Source organism: Pseudomonas sp. 10C3, assembly GCF_036346185.1.
In the GTDB taxonomy this organism is placed as follows: domain Bacteria; phylum Pseudomonadota; class Gammaproteobacteria; order Pseudomonadales; family Pseudomonadaceae; genus Aquipseudomonas.
In genome coordinates, this window is record NZ_JASJVE010000002.1 from 107,485 (window position 1) to 125,085 (window position 17,601).

Sequence of the window (17,601 nt, forward strand, 5' to 3'; positions counted from 1 at the left end):
CACGCTCGAATGACTGCTTCTGGCCGGTTAGCGACCGTGTACCGCAACTGATCCATTCTTGTCCTCCCTCAAGGTGGAGGACAAGCCATGAAAACCACTAACGAGGACTGCCTGTTTCAGAGCCGGATCCACGGTTCAGATCATCTCTCCACCAGGCAATACGCTCGAATAGTCAAAGCCTGGGTAACAAACATTGGTCTTGACCCAGCCATGTACGGCACCCACACGCTGCGGCGAACGAAGGTCTCCCTGATCTATCGTAGAACGAAGAATCTAAGGGCAGTCCAACTCCTGCTGGGTCACATGAAACTTGAAAGCACCGTCAGATACTTGGGGATTGAGGTCGACGATGCCCCGGTAAATCTAAACTTACCGGGGTTCTCACTTTCTTGAAGGCGCCGTATCACGCACCCCTCATTACGATCAAACCCGAGAAGCGAACAGCGCTTGATGTTCGCGGCATTGCTCGGCCGATAACATGAACACGCCATGCCCTCCCCGCTCAAACTCCAGCCAGGCGAAGTCGACTTCCGGGTACAGCGCCTCGACATGGATCTGGCTGTTGCCGACTTCGACGATCAGCAAGCCCTTCTCGGTCAAATGTTCCGCAGCCTGACTGAGCATGCGCCGCACTAGGTTCAGACCGTCATCGCCACAGGCCAGCGCCAACTCCGGCTCATGTTGATATTCATCCGGCATGTCGGCGAAATCTTCGGCATCGACATAAGGAGGGTTGGAGACGATCAGGTCGAATCGCTGCCCCGGCAAACCGTCGAAACCATCACCCTGCACGGTGTAGACGCGCTCATCCACGCCGTGACGCTCGATGTTCTGATTCGCCACTTCCAGCGCTTCGAAAGAAAGGTCGGCCAACACCACTTCAGCGTTGGGGAACTCGAACGCACAGGCAATGCCGATACAACCGGAGCCCGTGCACAGGTCGAGAATGCGTGCTGGGTCTACTGGCAGCCACGGCTCAAAACGTTTTTCGATCAGCTCGCCAATCGGTGAACGAGGGATCAGAACCCTTTCGTCCACGATGAACGACAGGCTACAGAACCACGCCTCCCCCAGCAGGTAAGCGGTTGGGATGCGCTCGTCAATGCGGCGTTTGAGCAAGCGTTGCAGATTAACCAGCTCGTCGTCTTCCAGACGGCAATCCAGGTAGCTGTCGGCAATTTCCCACGGCAGATGCACCGCGCCCAGCACCAACTGACGGGCTTCGTCCCAGGCATTGTCGGTGCCGTGACCAAAAAACAGATCTTCCCCATGGAAACGGCTAACGGCCCAACGGATATGGTCGCGCAGGGTGCGCAGGCGGGAAGTGATCACGGGGGCATGCTCCTTGAAAAAACGACGGACGATTCTATCAGCCATGGCCTGAACAAACGATGCCCAAAAGATGATTGATCACACCCTCGACAGCAGACAACCTGCGATGACTTCGTAGCCACGAAGCAGGCAAAATGACATGAATCGCAAACAGTCCGATGGCTTGCAGCCCAGTAACCACGCCACTTCCAATCGTTGCCATTCACAGAACCGCTCAGCCAGAGGACAATGTGACAAAAGCGCCACCGACAGGAGCCCCAGATGTCCGACCCAAAAACGATGTTTCAACTCAGTGGCCGTGGTTACGCACCGGCTAATCTGAGCAATGCCAGCCTGATCATTATCGATGCGCAGAAGGAGTACGTCAGTGGTCCGCTGGCGCTGACAGGCATTGATGAGGCCGTGGCCAATATCTGCCAATTGGTGGACGCTGCCCGGGCAGCGGGTCGACCTATCGTGCATGTGCGCCATCTTGGCACCGTGGGCGGTTTATTCGATCCGCAAGGTGAGCGCGGCAAGTTCCTTCCCCAGCTATTGCCTCAAGGCGAAGAGCCGGTCATCGAGAAGCTCCTGCCAAACGCATTCCACGGCACTGGCCTGCACGATCTGTTGCAACGCTTGGGGCCTCTGGACCTGATCGTGTGTGGCTTCATGAGCCATTCAAGCATCAGCACCACCGTACGCGCAGCCAAAGACTACGGTTATCGCTGCACGTTGGTGGACGACGCCTGCGCAACCCGCGACTTGCCCAGCAAGCAGGGCGTGATCAGCGCCAAGATAGTTCATCAGACCGAGATGGCGATCATGGCGGACAACTTCGCAACGCTTGCACTGACCCGGGATTTGATCTGAGTCAGGCTTGATCCATCAGGATGCTGACCCGGCCTCATCGCTTTGGCAGCTCCTGAAAAACGGCTGGGTTACCTCTGCCAAAGAGACGAATTGGATGTAACCGCCCATCCATTAATCATCCCCACAGCCCTTGATTTCCGCCAAAACGGGAACCACCAGGTTATATCCTGGTCAGAGCGCCGATACCCTGAGAGGAAATCGGAATGAAGATATCCGATGGTTTCGATGCTCGTCGCTTGCGCCCAAAAGGCCCAAGCAACTGGCGGATGCGCTTCGGCGCCGCATTTGCAGCACTGTTGGCCACCTGTGGCGTTTTACTGGTGATGGCCGGTATTGCCAGCTTGATCGGTCACCCGCCAGCACTGGGCGAGCTCAATGCCAGCGCGGGCGGAGCGAGTCTCGTGGTGGCGATCGGGTTGTTCCTGCTGTATCTCGGTGTCTCGATATGGCGTCGCTGCCGTCGTCGTCTGCGCCGGCCCAGCGAGCTGAACATGGCACCGCATCTGATGAAAAAGCACGACTGAGGCTGACAAACCCTCTTCGTATCGCTCACTGGAAACACAACCGGGCACAGCGATAACGTTTTAGTCACGCCTGGCAAGGCGTGACGCAGGTAAACTAGCCGTCCTGCGCGGAGGCTTAAATGCAAGACGACGATTTTTCCCTGTTTAAAAACGAGATCCGCGGCGTAAAGCCGATCAAGCACGATCACGCAGACGTCGGCAAACCCAAAGCCGACCGTAAGCACCTGGCCAAACTGCGTCAGGCTGCTACTGTGCGCACTGACTCGGTGATCGTTGATGGCCTGTCCGACCAATTCGTCATCGACGTTGGCCCGGAGGACGTATTGAGCTGGGCTCGTGATGGCGTCCAGGAAGGCCAGATGCGCAAGCTTAAACTCGGGCAGATCAGCTTCGAGGGGGGCTTGGACCTGCACGGCATGAGCGTCGAAGTAGCGCGGGAAACACTCTGGGAGTTTTTGGCCGAAGCGACCAAGCTGGAAGTTCGTTGCGTGCGCGTGACCCATGGCAAGGCGGTGCGCCTGGATGGCAAACGCCCGATGATCAAAAGCCACGTCAACACATGGCTGCGCCAGCATTCACAAGTGCTGGGCTTTGCCTCTTGCCTGGCAAAACACGGCGGCGCGGGCGCCGTTTACGTCATGCTCAAACGAACAATGATGGAAGGCCGCGACGAGTAACTCCTTAAGTCGCAGCCTTAATGATTGCGGACCGTCAGGCTGCTTGGGTGTCACAGCCTGACTGGATCAGATCCGATTCGATCAACGCCGGCCACCCTCATAGTAACGGTGACCATGCCCATAACCGTCATGCCAAGGTCCAAAGAAACAGCCCGACATGGACGACAATACCGCCACCACAATCGCCATTTTCACTACTCGACTCACCATACATTCGCTCTCTTCACGACAGGTATTTATTACCTGATACTTCAGACATCAACGGCTTTCGTATCGCCAACCGATGACTGTAAAGGTTAGGTAAATGCCTGGTGATTGATCGCGATTTTAAACTTCCCCCGTGGCCTCGGCCAGTGTCGCCAAGACTTCCTCCATATGATTGATGGAGTCGCGTAAATCTTCAAAAGCGCGCTCAAGCGCATGATGGCTATTGGCAGGATTGTTGCCCGGCAAAAGTTTGGAGCTGACGTCTTCTTCCGCCTTTAGCTGATGAATGCTCGCGCGTAGCGTCTCTAACTCCAGTGCAATACGACGAAGATGCTCTCGCCTTATCTCGCTCATGAACGTGCTCCTTTCAACAGCGTGGGGCCAGGCGAACGAGAAGAGCATCGCCTGGCCCCGAGCATCAACCAATCGTTAGCTTATCTTCAACTTTGTAAACACCGGGGACAGACCATGCCGCCCGCTCAGCTGCCTGACGTTCGAGCCAGAGGTGAACCTTACCTTCGAGTTTCACGGTGCCACCAGTGACTTTGACATGAATACCGTGAGCCTCAAGGGCAGCATTACGCTTCAGCGCATCTTCGATCCTGCGTTGAACGTCTGCAGCATTCACCCGTGGTTTAAGCGTGAGCAGGTTAGTGACGCCCTTGACACCGGACAGTTTGCGCACTGCACGTTCAGTGGCTTCTTTCTGGAATTGCCAGTCCACTTCGCCTTCCAGCGTTACCCAGCCAGCCTGAACCCTGACCTTGATTCGATCATCCGGAACTTCAGTGTTCCAACTGATGACATCCAGTGTCCTGGAGGCAATGGTGTCGTCCGCGACGACGAAGTCACTCGGAAAGCGCACTTCGATTTCCTCGGCAATGGCTCGAACACCCTTGACGCTCTTCACGGCACGCTCCGCCGCGATTTTTTGCGCATAGTTAGTGACATGACCTGTCAGTGTGACGACGCCCTTATCTACAGCTACACCGATGTGGACCGCATCAATGTTCGGCTGGAATTCAAGCTCATCCAAAATATCCTGGCGTAGACTTAAATCGTTCATGGCGGATCCTCGCGTTCTTTATGGACTCATTGATTTCTCGCATCTGACAGCGAGCTTCCCACTGCTATTATGGTTTTACCCCCCGAGGCTGGAGCGGTATTGAGTTTTATCAACAATCCATCCTGTGCCTGACAGACCGACGCGCAAGGGCGCCAGCCGTCCGTGTCCAAAGCAGACTGACGGCACTGTCTTCCATCCCGCCAGGATTGACTGAATATTTTTGCAGTGACACTGAAGGAGGATTCCACATGGCCAAAATCAAAGCGCTGGCGGGTGATTTTCTTCAAGGTGATGGCGAGTACAGTTCCGGTTCAATTACGCTCACGACACCCCTTTACCCCTGGCCCGGCATCAAGATTTCGGTTTCTACGATAAAAAATCTGGAGGTAGCCAGCGAAGCGTCAACTAAAAAAACCGCAGACGCTATCGGCTTTGGATTGACCGGCGGGTTGGTGTTGGGGCCTGTAGGCGCCGCAGCAGGTTTCATGCTGGCCAGTGAGGAAAAGGAAGTGACGTTTTTGGCAACGTTAAAAGATGGCAGAAAGCTTCTGGCGGCAACCGACGACTGCACCTACCGGCAAATAGCGCAGGATGTCGGCAAGCCGCGTTTCTTCACAGCCACGACCAGGCAGTGACACTGTCGAGACGTTGTTATGACGCTCCATCCAGATCGTTAGCCACCCAGCAAGACTGATTACCCTAACAACCGAGCCCGGCCCGACGCCGGGCTCTTTGCCGTCGGCGTTCAGATCGCGTCGACCGTGCAACTGCTGTCACACCTACGCTACCATGTGCCTCATTGGCGGGCATGGACCCTGCATTCATCGCCAATCAGCTCGGCCATAGCGTGCAAATGTTACTATCCACGTACGCCCGATGGATAAACGCCAGCACCGACTGGCGCCAACTCGAAAAGCTCGAAACAAGCCTGATTGGCACACATCTGGTACAGACAGAAAATGTACCGCCCTGAAACCCGTACGGAAAAATAGCCCTGTGACACTGGAACAGAATTACACCGCGATACTGGGTCAGCTCGGCGAGGACGTGTCCCGCGAAGGTTTGATCGATACGCCAAAACGTGCTGCAAAAGCCATGCAGTATCTATGTCGAGGCTACGAACAAAGTCTCGAAGAAGTCACCAACGGTGCCCTCTTCAGCTCCGACAACAGTGAGATGGTCATGGTAAAGGACATCGAGTTGTACTCGTTGTGCGAACACCACTTGCTGCCATTTATCGGCAGGGCTCATGTCGCTTACATCCCGAACGGTAAAGTGCTCGGTCTGTCGAAAGTCGCGCGAATCGTCGACATGTATGCCCGCCGCCTGCAAATCCAGGAAAACCTCAGCCGCCAGATCGCCGATGCGATTCAGCAAGTGACCGGTGCTTTGGGTGTCGCAGTCGTCATTGAAGCCAAGCACATGTGCATGATGATGCGCGGCGTCGAGAAACAGAACTCATCGATGATCACCTCGGTGATGCTCGGTGAATTTCGCGAAAACGCGGCGACCCGCAGTGAATTTCTCAGCTTGATCAAGTGATTCGCTGTGCAGGGGCCGTCCAGATTTCTTGTCTGCGGCTCCTGAGTAATCTCACCTTCGTTTCATCCCCCTACTGCGAGGCGTCACCGTGTTCATCAAGGCATTAAGGGTTGGTTTGGGCCAACTCATCATTTTTATCGATTTCCTGACCCGTCCGGGCAAGAAAAAGCGCACGCCTGCAGCTCAAGTCGCTGTCGATCTGTCGGCGCAGGACCTGACTTTGTATCAGTTCAACGCCTGTCCGTTCTGCGTAAAGACCCGTCGCACCTTGCGCCGCCTGAACGTTCCCGTGGCCTTGCGTGATGCGAAAAACAACGAAGTCGATCGTCAGACCCTGCTCACCGAAGGCGGCAAGATCAAAGTACCGTGCCTGCGCATCGTAGAAGGTGGCAAGACCGTATGGATGTATGAATCCAAGGTCATCATCGACTACTTGCAGCAGCGCTTCGCGGCGGTCTGAAGCTGGAGCCTTCGCAGACAAGCCTGCGGAGGCTTATTTCGGGCAACCTTCAGCCCGACAGGCCACGTAGGCTTTCAACTGCTCCACTCGCAACTGGGTATGCGCTGCCAGACACTGCGACTGAAGCAACGGCCAGATCGAACCAGAGTCCTCTCGCTTGCCCACTTGGTACACACAATCGGCATCACGAAACGCAACCCACTTACGCTGCGCGTCCTTGAACGCCTGCTTTTGCGTCGGCATGTTCAAGTAAGCCATTTGCGCCTGGTATTGGGTGTTCAAGTCCGCATCAAGCCTGGACAGGTCATTGCCAGCACACGCGTTCATGGCTGCCTGATTCGCATTGCAGTCGTCAGCCAAAGCGACTTGCACACTTGTCCATCCAAGCCCCATCACTATGGCGGCCGCTATCAAATAACGCATAGTCAATACTCCTTTTTCCAGAAATAACGTTCAGCCCGAGCCATGAGTAATTGCATTCACTTGACCAGTCATTTGCATTCGACCTGACCTCTTTGGGTTGAGCAGATTGGCCCTATCCCTCGCAATGTCATTTTTTACTGCTCTTCCAGCAATCTAGCTCAGCGATGGTTTGCCTTTAGGTATACGAAGGAGCAGCGCCGAAACCAGAAACCCGAGCATTCCTACGCTGCCCAGCGTCAACCAGGTTTCGACGGGGGTTCGATTCAATATGAGCCAACTCCCCGCGAAATAACCGGCAGCACCTCCGAGTGCACCCACCGCGCTCAACACACCGAAAAATGTGCCTTGACTACCTTCTGTTGCCAACGATGCGGTCATGGTTTCAAGTGTGGGTAACAGAATTGTTTCGATTAGCGTATAGGCCACGATAAACAACAAGAACCATTCGATGCCACGCAACATTGCTACGCTGGCAAACGCGACCCCTGCGGCCAGATAGGCCCCGGTTGTCAGCGATGCAGGATCCATCCTCACCAACCATCGCCTTATAGCCACGATAAAGGTCAATCCGACCACGCCGTTAACCACGTAGACCGCAGAAGCTGCATATGGCCCTGCTATCTGGCCCGCATACATCGGGAACGCCACGTAAAGCTGCGGAAACAGAAAAAACCATGGCAGCGATATGGCGATCAGCCGCCATAACCCGCGGTGTGTGGCTGCTACCTTCAGGCTCATTAGGGCGGGCTGCCTTTTGAAGATAGTTGATGACCCAAACTTTTCCCGAAATGCAACCGTGCTGAGGCTAATGAACAATATCGCGCTTACTGCAAAGGCAGCACGGACATCGGCTAGACCCGCAAGACCTCCAATAATTGGCCCAACGGCCGCTCCGGTATTTAGCATCTGGTTATTGGCCGCGAACAGGGCAGATAGGCATGTCTTTGGTTGACGACCAAACACTCCGTAAACGCCACCCTCGTAGCAAGCGACGCCAGTACCAGCGATCATCGCAAAGCATACCCAAGCCATCACACCGTCACAAAATCCAAATCCGAGAAATCCCACCCCCCTCAAAAAAAGCCCTAGGGTGATGATCATGTGCGAGCCAAAACGATCGGCTATGGCGCCGGCAACTAGCGGCAACGCCTGCGCGGAGAGCAAATTGGCCGACATAACAGAAGCCAGTGCTGCCGCACCGAAATGGAGGTTGGCTGACATGTACAACGCCAATAGCGGAACCGTCATAAAATGCGAGGCATTCATTAAGCCCTGCATCCAGAGCAATCTCCGGATCTCGCGGGACCAAACCGGTCGTGCACAATCGTCTTCCCTGATCATGTTGCGCCACCGTAACCAGCAATGATATTTTGATGGTTACCCATATCAGTAGCTTTTGCAACCAGAGGGTGCGATGCAAACTCACAATCAAGCTGCGCCAGGCGACCTCGAAAGCGTACGGCGTTTTATTAATACCTGGTCGATCCCTAACCAGACGCGCATCGAGGCGGATATCCTGCCGCTGCTGGCAAGCGATTCTGATGCATGGCAGAGCGATCTCTCGCTCTATCCACGTCAACCTAGCGATAGCCTGGACAAACTGCTCGTATTGCGCTCGGATCTGCGGAAGTCGTGCGAAAGTCCAGACGCCAACACCGAGCAGTTGAACGCGTGGTTCAATCGTGTCGCCCTGTCGGTGCATGTCGAGTCGGTGGGAGGAGTGACGACGCTGAGCGTGATATCTGCAGAAGCAACTTATGTCGGCCATATTCTTGCGGCCGTGGCGAATGCGATTGCATCAGGTGCATGGTCGCGGCTGAAAACGTGTGGAGATTGCCAGTGGGCTTTCTACGATCACACCCGCAATGGCAGCAAACGCTGGTGCGGCATGACTAAGGGCGGGCCGAATGGCCGGGCTTGCGGGACTATTGCAAAGGTGAGCGCCTTCCGGTCACGCGCAGCGGCCAAAGCAAATGTGGATGTGTCTTGAGACTGTGGCTCTCTTCTACTCTTTATGCCCGGCATCTGGCTCGCTCATGATGATGGCCTCCGAAAACAAAACACCCTGCGAAAGCGTAGCCCTCGCAGGGTGTTGGGGGTGACCATCTCTTTAAACCGGTCGCTCGTTGCAGACCGGTTTATTTGTCTTCAACCTGGGTTCAGGTTAATCCAGCATCCCTATATAGCCCGGTTGCTCGGCCACTCGGCCCAGCCATTGCTGGATTGCCGGGTACGGGGCAAGGTCAAATCCGCCCTGGTAAGCGACGTGGGTGTAGGCGTAAAGCGCGATGTCGGCGATGGAGAAGGTTTCTCCTACCAGGAACGGCGTGCGCTTGAGTTGCTGCTCCATGACTGCGAGCGCTCGGTAGCCAGCTTTTTGCATGGCGTGATATTCCGCGAGGCGCTCTTCCGGTAGCCCGAGGTAAAACTGGATGAAGCGAGCCACCGCGATGCAAGGCTCATGGCTGTACTGTTCAAAAAACTGCCACTGCAAGACTTGCGTGCGCAAGCGCGGCTCGCTGGGCAGATAGGCGCTGCCGTCGGCCAGGAAGTTGAGAATCGCGTTGGATTCCCACAGGCAAGTGCCATCCTCAAGCTCCAGGACCGGGACCTTGCCGTTGGGATTCTTCGCCAAAAACTCGGGGGTCTGGGTTTCACCGTTAAGGATGTCCACTGCCACCCATTGGTACTTGATGCCCAATAGGTTGAGCATCAATTTGATCTTGTAACAATTGCCTGAATTGTAGTCGCCGTAAACTGTGTACATCACCCTTCTCCCTTGCTGCGTATTCATGAATGCATCACGCCGCTTCAGCGACCTGTGCCTGGCGAACCACTGCGGCCAGCCGCTTGAGACCCTCACCCAGACGCTGGGGGTCGATATGACTGAAGTTCAATCGCAGATAACCGGGGTTGGCGTCCGGATCGGCGAAAAACGGCTCACCCGGCATAAACGCCACATCTTGGGCCAGCGCTGGTTTGAGCAGGGAACGGGTGTCCAAAGGCGTTTTAAGGGTCAACCAGAAAAACAAGCCGCCCTGCGGGTTATTCCAATCGGCCAGATCGCTGAAGTGCTCTTGCAGGGCGGCCTCGAAAGCGTCACGACGCACACGATAGAAGTCGCGTAATTCCGCCAAATGGTTGCGGTAATGCTCGGTACCCATCCATTGCAGAGCCTGCCACTGCCCCATCCGGTTGGTGTGCAGATCGGCCGATTGTTTCAGGCGCAGCAAGTGCGGAAACAGGTCCGGCGTCGCGATCAGGTAACCCACGCGCAGCCCAGGCAGCAGGGTTTTGGACATCGTGCCGGTGTAGATCCAACTGGCCTTTTTCAAGCGGCTGACGATAGGGGTCGCGCTGCCACCGTCGAAATTCAATTCGCGATAAGGTTCGTCTTCGATCAGGGTGACATCGAATTCATCAAGCAGGGCCGCCACGGCATCGCGATGGGATTCACTGTAGCGTACCGCTGACGGGTTCTGGAAGGTCGGAATCAGGTAAGCGAACGCAGGCTTGTGCTGCTCAAGACGCTGGCGCATAGCGATCAGGTCCGGGCCATCGGCCTGCAAGGGCACGGTGATGCAATCGGCACCGAACAGCTGAAAAATCTGCAGCGCGGCCAGGTAGGTTGGTGCTTCGAGGAGGATCTCGGTGCCCTTGTCGATATACAGCTTGGCCGCCAGGTCGAGGGTCTGCTGCGAGCCGCTGACAATCAGCACCTGGCTGGCTTCACACGGCACGCCCAAGGCGCGGGCTTCAGCGGCCAGCGCTTCGCGTAAAGCAGGCTCGCCCTCGCTCATGCCGTACTGCCCCATGGCCAGTGGCATGTCAGCCCATTCAACGCGTGGCAGCATTGCTTCTGCGGGTAGCCCGCCAGCGAACGACATCACTTCCGGACGCTGGGCTGCGGCCAGAATTTCACGAATCAAAGAACTTTTAAGGCGTGAGACTCGTTCGGAGAAAGCCATGGAGGTCACCCGTAGCGAAGTTAAATAGAAATACGTCAAACTGCTTGACCGAAATTACGATACCGGGCCTAGATACGTCAATATGATTGACCTTAAAAATAAAATAACTCAGCAGTCGGCGATGGAAGCCTTTTTTTTCGGCTACCAGGCGTTCACCGCCAAAGCCGACGAAATGCTCGCGCAACGCGGCCTCAGTCGCGTGCACCAACGCATCGTGTTTTTTATCGCCCGCTATCCAGGTTTGAGCGTGAAAGAGTTGCTGACGGTGCTCGGTGTCAGCAAGCAGGCACTCAATACGCCCTTGCGCCAATTGATCGACATGAACCTGGTGCACAGCGTCGCGCCTGACGTCGACAAGCGCAAACGCTTGCTGGGCCTGACGGAAGAAGGCATTGCATTCGAGCAGGCCCTGCGTCACGAACAAGTGGATCTGCTGCAACGGGTGTTTGCCGAAGCGGGCGAAGCGGCGGTTGATGGTTGGCTGGCCGTGAACAAAGCACTGGGGCAAGCCCGCCAGACAGGGGTGATAATCCCTGCCGAGTCTCTAGCATCCGAGTGATACAGCTGACGCATTCGACGCTATCAATTGCGACTGTACGGCTAATTGTGACGATTGCTGTATTGCAACAGCGGGTGGCGACTGCGTTTAGGCTTGTGGCTTGACTGGACACCGTTAAGGAAAACCCACATGACCGACGCCATCACTCCTACCCGCCTTCGGCCATTGGCCGACAGCTCGCCTGCTGCCGTGGTCGCGGGCTTTATTGCGATGATGACTGGCTGCACCAGTTCATTGGTCCTGATGTTCCAGGCAGGGCAAGCCGCTGGGTTGACCAGCGCACAGATTTCTTCCTGGATCTGGGCCCTGTTCATCGGCATGGCGATTTGCAGCATTGGCCTGTCTCTGCGCTACCGCACCCCCATCACCGTTGCTTGGTCGACGCCAGGTGCAGCGCTGCTGGTGACCAGCCTGGGCGGTGTGTCGTACGGCGAAGCCATCGGGGCCTTCATCACCTGCGCCATACTGGTCACCCTGTGCGGCGTTACCGGCAGTTTCGAGCGACTGGTCAAGCGTATACCTGCGTCACTCGCAGCGGCGTTGCTGGCGGGGATTTTGTTCAAGATCGGCAGTGAAATATTCGTCGCCGCGCAACACCGTACCGGCCTGGTGCTGTGCATGTTTTTCAGTTATCTGCTGATCAAACGCATATCACCGCGCTACGCAGTCCTCGCAGCGCTGATTGCCGGCACGGTGATATCAGGCCTACTGGGATTGCTTGATTTCAGTGGCTTTACGCTGGAAGTGGCAACACCGGTGTGGACCACTCCGTCGTTCTCGCTGGCCGCGACCATCAGCATCGGGATTCCGCTGTTCGTGGTGGCGATGACCTCGCAGAACATGCCCGGCATCGCTGTTCTACGCGCCGATGGCTACACCGTACCGGCCTCCCCGTTGATCTCGGTCACCGGCATTGCATCGTTGCTACTGGCGCCGTTTGGCTCGCATGGCATCAACCTGGCCGCAATCAGCGCTGCCATCTGCACCGGCCCCCATGCCCATGAAAACCGTGACAAGCGCTACACCGCAGCGGTCTGGTGCGGAGTTTTTTATGCCATCGCGGGCATCTTTGGCGCGACCGTGGCCGCGTTGTTTGCGGCCTTGCCTAAAGAGTTGGTGTTATCGATTGCCGCGCTGGCCCTGTTTGGTTCGATCATGAATGGCCTGACCGTCGCCATGAACGAACCCAAGGAGCGTGAGGCAGCGCTGATCACCTTTATGGTCACCGCGTCAGGCCTGACACTGTTCTCCATCGGTTCGGCATTCTGGGGGATTGTGGCCGGGGTGCTGACGTTGATGATCTTGAATAGCCGTAAGGGCTGATGCGGGAAGTCAGCTGTTCCGTATCAAGCCCTTCGCTTATTTAAAGCCGGAAGTGCCCGACCATCCCCTTGAGCTCAGTCCCCAATTGCGCCAGCTCGATACTCGACGCAGCATTCCCCCGCATCGCGAGGGCTGATTGATCGGCGCTGGCACGGATGCTGGTGACGCTGCGATTGATCTCTTCAGCGACCGAGCTTTGCTGCTCGGCAGCGGCGGCGATCTGCTGGTTCATTTGCTGGATCAGGGACACCGCTACGGCGATGCTGCCCAGCGCGCTTTCGGTCTGCAAGGCATCGCTGACGGCCATTTTCACCAATTCGCCGCTGTTTTTAATCTGCGCCACGGACGACTGCGCCCCGCTCTGCAGGCTGCCTACCAGTCGTTCGATTTCTTCGGTTGATTGCTGAGTCCGTTTGGCCAGCGCGCGCACCTCATCGGCGACCACCGCAAAACCCCGTCCCTGCTCCCCGGCCCGCGCGGCCTCGATGGCGGCGTTCAGCGCCAGCAGGTTGGTTTGCTCGGCGACGCTCTTGATCACCCCCAGGACTTTGCCAATGTTCTGGATCTCGGCACTGAGGTTCTCGATACTCTGGCTGGCGGAGGTGGCGGAACTGGCAAGCGCTTCGATTCGTTGCATGCTCTGGCGAACGACCAGCTGACCGCTTTCGACTTTGTCGTCGGCAGTCTGTGCGGCCTGTGCGGCCTCCTCAGCATTGCGTGCCACGTCATGCACCGTCGCCGTCATCTGATTCATGGCCGTAGCGACCTGCTCGGTTTCTTCCCGCTGGCTACTGACTTCCAGGTTAGTCTGTTCGGTGACCGCCGACAGCGAATGAGCCGACGTCGCCAATTGCTCGATACCGGCTTGCAGGCCGCTGACAATGCTGCTCAGTCCCGCGCCCATCTGCTGCATGGCCAGCATCAACTGGCCGATTTCATCGCGGCGTTTGACCTCTACCGTGGCGCTCAAATCGCCGGACGCTATCTGCTGGGCGACGCGGATCACGCTACGCAACGGTGCCACGATCAGGCGAGTAATGCCCCAGGCGGCGATCAGACCGACCAATAACGCCAGCATCGAGGAACCGATAATCAGCAGCGAGCTGGCTTTGAGCTCAGCCTGCATCGCCTGGTCTTCGGCGCTATAAGCCTCATTGACCCGCTGCACGACCTGTTTGGCATTGTCGGCAAGTTGCTGAGAAACCTGCGCTTCGTTGGCAAGCAAACCGGTGTATTCGGCGAGTTTCTCGGTGAAGTTGCCAATGTGGGTGCTGACTTCGCCCAGCACGGTCAGGTAACCCGAGTCCTTGACCACGCCTTTGAGCTGCTCGGCCAACGCAAGTGCCTGGTCAGCCTGTTCGATCTTGCCTTCTTTGCGGGGCTCACCCGAGCCTGTTTTACGGCTCTGGTCCAGACGCACCCGCGCTTCATCCATCGCCTGCAACATCAACCGTGACACCTGGCTGACCTGATTGGCTTGCGCAATGAACTCAGCACCTTGCTGACCCTGGGAGTCCTTCAGCGCGTAGGTGCCATCATCGGCCAGCCCGGCTTGCAATACATCCAGATTATTAGCAACGCTGGACACCGACCAACTGGCCATCTCCAGAGAAAGGTCCTTGCTCTGGCTGATCTCGACAAATTGATCGAAGGATTTGCGGTAAGCCGTGAGCGCGGTTTGCACCTGGCTCATCATGGTCTGGTTGGCGTCCGACTCGCCCTTGAGCTGCTCCGCCAGGGCCTGCAACGCGTCCACGCCCGCGCGCAAATCATCCGCCACTTTCGGGTCGCTGTGCAGGGCGTAATCCTGCTCCTGCAAGCGCACCTTGAGCAGGCCGCTATTGAGGGTCGACATTTGCTTGAGGCCATTGAAGCGCAGGCTGATGCTCTGCAGCGACCAAACGCCAATGGCAGCGACCAAGGCGGTCAGCAGCAGTACGAGGATGAAACCCACCCCCAGTTTTTTCGCCATCCCGAGGTTGGCAAAGCGTGCTTGCACGGCCGAAATCATAGCGCTCAATCCCCGTTCGAATACCAGAAGGCGTTCAGGCTATTCATTAAGCCGTCCTGGAATCATGCAGATTCGCAACGGACCCGATTCAGCACAAGCCTTTGGCGCCTGGATAATGGCAAAAAGCTACGTGCAAGTCGTTTTCAGAACGCTTAGTGTCGGCTGGCACGTGAACTTTATCGGCTGATCGTCACCCTTCGGTAAAGTACTCACCCAACGGCAACGATTTTCGACTTCACACCGCGCCTTTTTAACGGCAGGCAGCTGCCACCAGCAAGGTGCCAGCATCAGCGTCGAGGATGGCCTGCGTGCCCAACGGCACCGCAATGTTGGGGTCACCGTGACCGATGGGCAGCCCACCCAGCAGCGGAACGCCGAGATCGCCCAGACGTTCGTTGAGCACGTCCGCCAGACTGATCTGCCCTGCCGCGCCTGCGGGCTCGCTGAACTGCCCCACCGCCACGCCCGCCAAGCGCTGCAGGATGCCGCAATTGCGCAGGTGCGTGAGCATTCGATCGACACGGTACGCGGCTTCGGCCACGTCCTCGATCAGCAGGATCGCGCCGTTCAGGTCGGGCATAAATGGCGTGCCAATGGAGGTACTGAGCATGCTCAGGTTTCCGCCCAACAGAATCCCTTGGGCAACACCCGTGCTGCGCACACTCACCGTCGCTTCTGCGGGGTCGGCCCTGATCAGCACCGGTTCGGCGCTCATCAACGCGTGTTTTACGCTGCTATTCGTCAGGCCGCCCCGCTCAAGCTGCGCGGCCACCGGACCGTGGATACTGGCCAACCGTGCGTTGCGCCAGAGCGCTGCATGCAAGGCCGTGATATCGGAAAATCCCAGCACCAGCTTGGGGTCTCGCCTTACTGCATCAAAGTCCAGGTGTTCAATAATGCGCTGCACACCATAACCACCGCGGTTGCAGATGACCGCACGGATCTCGGGATCGGCCAACGCGTCGTTCAGGTCCGCAGCACGATGCTCATCCCTGCCCGCATGAAACGAGTTTTTATCCAGCGCATGGGGATAGATACGTGGTCGCAGGCCCCAATCGCTGAGCACCTTGACCGCGACCTCGACGCGCGCCTGAGCCACGGGCCCGGCAGGCGACACCAGCGCAACCGCATCTCCGACTCGAAGCCGTTGCGGGTGCAGTGTCGGTAAACCGCTGTGTTCTTGAGTGTGATAAAAATCCATCGTTACTCGCCGCCCCCTGGTTTTGATAAAACAGTTAACCACAAATCGAACCGCCGTTTATTGTCACCCAAAACCCAAGGCATGAACTCACTGCCCTCGTTGAGGTATGCTCAGCGGCGTCCGATACAGCGCTAGGTTGCTTAGGTAGCGCTCCTATTTCATCGACCCATAAAGAACGTTCATGAACATTAAAATCCCGGCTTCCATCATCGCGCTTGATCAAATTCTGCCTCAGGAACCGTTGCTGATGATGGGCGCGGGCCCCGTACCGCTGCCGCACAAAGTGGCCTATGCGAACTCCATCGTCATCAATCACCTGGGCGATGTGATGAACCAGGTGATCGACCAGGTCAAGGACATGGGCGCCTACGTCTTTCAGACCGCATCCAAGCATGTATTGGGTGTAGCCGGTCCCGGTTCAGCGGCGATGGAAATGGCGATCTGCAACCTTGTGACCCCAGACAGCAAGGTCCTGTCGATCTGCAACGGTTACTTCAGTCGTCGTATGGCCGAGATGGCGTCGCGTGTCGGCGGTGCAGTCACCATTATGGAGGTCCCGGACAATCAGGCGGCCGACCCCGATATCGTTGAGCACTACTTGAAGCAGGGTAATTTCCGCACCCTGACCATTGTTCAGGGCGAGACCTCGAATACCGTTTATAACCGCCATCTGGAAACGATTTCGCGACTGGCGCATTCCTATGACTGCGCAGTGATTGTCGATGCGGTTTGCACCTTGAGCACCATGCCGTTCGACATGGATGAGTGGCAAGTCGACGCGGTCATCACCGGCGGACAAAAAGGCTTATCGTCCATTCCCGGCGTTTCGCTGCTGGCCTTTTCCGATTACGCATGGGCACGAATCGAGGCGCGCAAACAGCCTATCGCCCACTGGTGCCTGGACGCACTGTTGGCAGACAAGTTCTGGAACCAGCGCTCCTATCACTACACCGCACCGGTCTCCGGCATTCTGGCGCTGCATGAAGCGTTGCACTTGGTGTGCGAAGAAACCCTGCCGCGTCGATTCCACCGGCATGAGCTGTGCTCAAAAGCCCTGCAAAGAGGGATGGAAGCCATGGGCCTGGAACTTCTGGTCCCGGAAGAAGTGCGCCTCAACTCGGTGATCGGCATCAACGTTCCCAAAGGTGTATCCGCTGACCTGGTCAGAAGCCATATGACAGCCGTACACAGGGTCGAAATCTCCGGTTCGTTCGGCCTCAATATCGTGCGTATCGGTCAGATGGGTGAGCAAAGCCGCGTGCACAACCTGTTCCGCACCTTGCACGCTCTGGGGTCGAGCATGCGCCATGCCGGCGCTTCTCTGGACCTGCCAACCGGAATCTCCGAACTGGAACGGTATGTGTCTCGTGATACAGCCTCGGCCGCTGCCAGCTAAAGTCCCATCAAAGGCGCATGCGACACCAGCCGCTTGGTGTCGCATGCGCCCGTGGTGAAA

General features: G+C 56.9%; 19 protein-coding genes and 2 pseudogenes. 12 read left to right on the plus strand and 9 right to left on the minus strand.

Annotated elements, in window-relative coordinates:
• Nucleotides 1–99 precede the first annotated feature (99 nt).
• Nucleotides 100–393 (plus strand): annotated as a pseudogene (locus tag QN399_RS02315) (tyrosine-type recombinase/integrase); the annotation flags it as partial.
• 30 nt (nt 394–423) lie between these two features.
• Here the strand turns inward: QN399_RS02315 and prmB are convergent.
• The gene (prmB, locus tag QN399_RS02320; protein ID WP_322179813.1) at nt 424–1,332 is read right to left on the minus strand and encodes a 50S ribosomal protein L3 N(5)-glutamine methyltransferase; all 909 of its coding nucleotides are present in this window, start codon (nt 1,330–1,332) and stop codon (nt 424–426) included.
• 261 nt (nt 1,333–1,593) lie between these two features.
• On the opposite strand from prmB, the gene QN399_RS02325 reads away from it, so the two are divergent.
• The 3 genes from QN399_RS02325 (at nt 1,594) to QN399_RS02335 (ending at nt 3,385) form a co-directional block, all read left to right on the plus strand.
• Entirely contained in the window at nt 1,594–2,184 is a 591-nt protein-coding gene (locus QN399_RS02325; protein WP_322179815.1) for a cysteine hydrolase family protein, read from the plus strand.
• A gap of 203 nt (nt 2,185–2,387) precedes the next feature.
• A complete protein-coding gene (locus QN399_RS02330; RefSeq protein WP_322179817.1) occupies nt 2,388–2,708 on the plus strand; it encodes a hypothetical protein in 321 nt (106 codons plus the stop codon).
• A gap of 119 nt (nt 2,709–2,827) precedes the next feature.
• Nucleotides 2,828–3,385 carry a Smr/MutS family protein gene (locus QN399_RS02335; protein WP_322179819.1) on the plus strand — a complete coding sequence of 186 codons (558 nt, stop codon included), beginning with the start codon at nt 2,828–2,830 and terminating at the stop codon, nt 3,383–3,385.
• Between the two features lie 327 nt (nt 3,386–3,712).
• Here QN399_RS02335 and QN399_RS02340 read toward each other — a convergent pair whose 3' ends face one another.
• Together QN399_RS02340 and QN399_RS02345 are read right to left on the minus strand one after the other, a co-directional pair.
• Nucleotides 3,713–3,946: a hypothetical protein gene (locus tag QN399_RS02340; protein ID WP_322179821.1), complete on the minus strand. Its 234-nt coding sequence runs from the start codon at nt 3,944–3,946 to the stop codon at nt 3,713–3,715.
• A 64-nt stretch (nt 3,947–4,010) separates the two neighbouring features.
• On the minus strand, nt 4,011–4,658 hold the full coding sequence (locus QN399_RS02345; RefSeq protein ID WP_322179823.1) for a BON domain-containing protein: 648 nt from the start codon (nt 4,656–4,658) through the stop codon (nt 4,011–4,013).
• A 248-nt stretch (nt 4,659–4,906) separates the two neighbouring features.
• Here QN399_RS02345 and QN399_RS02350 point away from each other — a divergent pair, with 248 nt between their 5' ends.
• The 4 genes and pseudogenes from QN399_RS02350 to QN399_RS02365 all read left to right on the plus strand — a co-directional run bounded on the left by QN399_RS02350 (nt 4,907) and on the right by QN399_RS02365 (nt 6,660).
• Nucleotides 4,907–5,293 carry a hypothetical protein gene (locus tag QN399_RS02350; protein WP_322179825.1) on the plus strand — a complete coding sequence of 129 codons (387 nt, stop codon included), beginning with the start codon at nt 4,907–4,909 and terminating at the stop codon, nt 5,291–5,293.
• Nucleotides 5,294–5,432: 139 nt separating this feature from the next.
• Nucleotides 5,433–5,631, plus strand: a pseudogene (locus tag QN399_RS02355) (site-specific integrase); the annotation flags it as partial.
• 23 nt (nt 5,632–5,654) lie between these two features.
• Nucleotides 5,655–6,200 carry a GTP cyclohydrolase I FolE gene (gene folE, locus QN399_RS02360; protein WP_322179827.1) on the plus strand — a complete coding sequence of 182 codons (546 nt, stop codon included), beginning with the start codon at nt 5,655–5,657 and terminating at the stop codon, nt 6,198–6,200.
• An 88-nt stretch (nt 6,201–6,288) separates the two neighbouring features.
• Nucleotides 6,289–6,660, plus strand: coding sequence for a glutathione S-transferase N-terminal domain-containing protein (locus tag QN399_RS02365; protein WP_322179829.1), 372 nt, complete (start codon nt 6,289–6,291; stop codon nt 6,658–6,660).
• Between the two features lie 33 nt (nt 6,661–6,693).
• Here the strand turns inward: QN399_RS02365 and QN399_RS02370 are convergent, their stop codons facing one another.
• On the minus strand, nt 6,694–7,083 hold the full coding sequence (locus QN399_RS02370; RefSeq protein WP_322179831.1) for a lysozyme inhibitor LprI family protein: 390 nt from the start codon (nt 7,081–7,083) through the stop codon (nt 6,694–6,696).
• 153 nt (nt 7,084–7,236) lie between these two features.
• Nucleotides 7,237–8,424, minus strand: a complete 1,188-nt coding sequence (locus tag QN399_RS02375; RefSeq protein ID WP_322179833.1) for an MFS transporter — start codon at nt 8,422–8,424, stop codon at nt 7,237–7,239.
• Between the two features lie 73 nt (nt 8,425–8,497).
• On the opposite strand from QN399_RS02375, the gene QN399_RS02380 reads away from it, so the two are divergent.
• A complete protein-coding gene (locus QN399_RS02380) occupies nt 8,498–9,073 on the plus strand; it encodes a CGNR zinc finger domain-containing protein (protein ID WP_322179835.1) in 576 nt (191 codons plus the stop codon).
• Nucleotides 9,074–9,247: 174 nt separating this feature from the next.
• Here QN399_RS02380 and QN399_RS02385 read toward each other — a convergent pair whose 3' ends face one another.
• Nucleotides 9,248–9,850, minus strand: coding sequence for a glutathione S-transferase family protein (locus QN399_RS02385; RefSeq protein WP_322179836.1), 603 nt, complete (start codon nt 9,848–9,850; stop codon nt 9,248–9,250).
• Between the two features lie 34 nt (nt 9,851–9,884).
• Nucleotides 9,885–11,051: a PLP-dependent aminotransferase family protein gene (locus tag QN399_RS02390; RefSeq protein WP_323565647.1), complete on the minus strand. Its 1,167-nt coding sequence runs from the start codon at nt 11,049–11,051 to the stop codon at nt 9,885–9,887.
• 82 nt (nt 11,052–11,133) lie between these two features.
• Here QN399_RS02390 and QN399_RS02395 point away from each other — a divergent pair, with 82 nt between their 5' ends.
• Nucleotides 11,134–11,610 carry a MarR family transcriptional regulator gene (locus QN399_RS02395; RefSeq protein WP_322179841.1) on the plus strand — a complete coding sequence of 159 codons (477 nt, stop codon included), beginning with the start codon at nt 11,134–11,136 and terminating at the stop codon, nt 11,608–11,610.
• Between the two features lie 129 nt (nt 11,611–11,739).
• On the plus strand, nt 11,740–12,933 hold the full coding sequence (locus tag QN399_RS02400; RefSeq protein ID WP_323565648.1) for a benzoate/H(+) symporter BenE family transporter: 1,194 nt from the start codon (nt 11,740–11,742) through the stop codon (nt 12,931–12,933).
• A gap of 40 nt (nt 12,934–12,973) precedes the next feature.
• Here the strand turns inward: QN399_RS02400 and QN399_RS02405 are convergent, their stop codons facing one another.
• Both QN399_RS02405 and QN399_RS02410 read right to left on the minus strand, forming a co-directional pair.
• Nucleotides 12,974–14,944 carry a methyl-accepting chemotaxis protein gene (locus QN399_RS02405; protein ID WP_322215602.1) on the minus strand — a complete coding sequence of 657 codons (1,971 nt, stop codon included), beginning with the start codon at nt 14,942–14,944 and terminating at the stop codon, nt 12,974–12,976.
• A gap of 250 nt (nt 14,945–15,194) precedes the next feature.
• The gene (locus tag QN399_RS02410; protein WP_330200505.1) at nt 15,195–16,145 is read right to left on the minus strand and encodes an LD-carboxypeptidase; all 951 of its coding nucleotides are present in this window, start codon (nt 16,143–16,145) and stop codon (nt 15,195–15,197) included.
• A 181-nt stretch (nt 16,146–16,326) separates the two neighbouring features.
• Between QN399_RS02410 and QN399_RS02415 the strand changes: the two genes are divergently transcribed.
• Nucleotides 16,327–17,541, plus strand: coding sequence for an alanine--glyoxylate aminotransferase family protein (locus QN399_RS02415; protein ID WP_322179849.1), 1,215 nt, complete (start codon nt 16,327–16,329; stop codon nt 17,539–17,541).
• Nucleotides 17,542–17,601 lie beyond the last annotated feature (60 nt).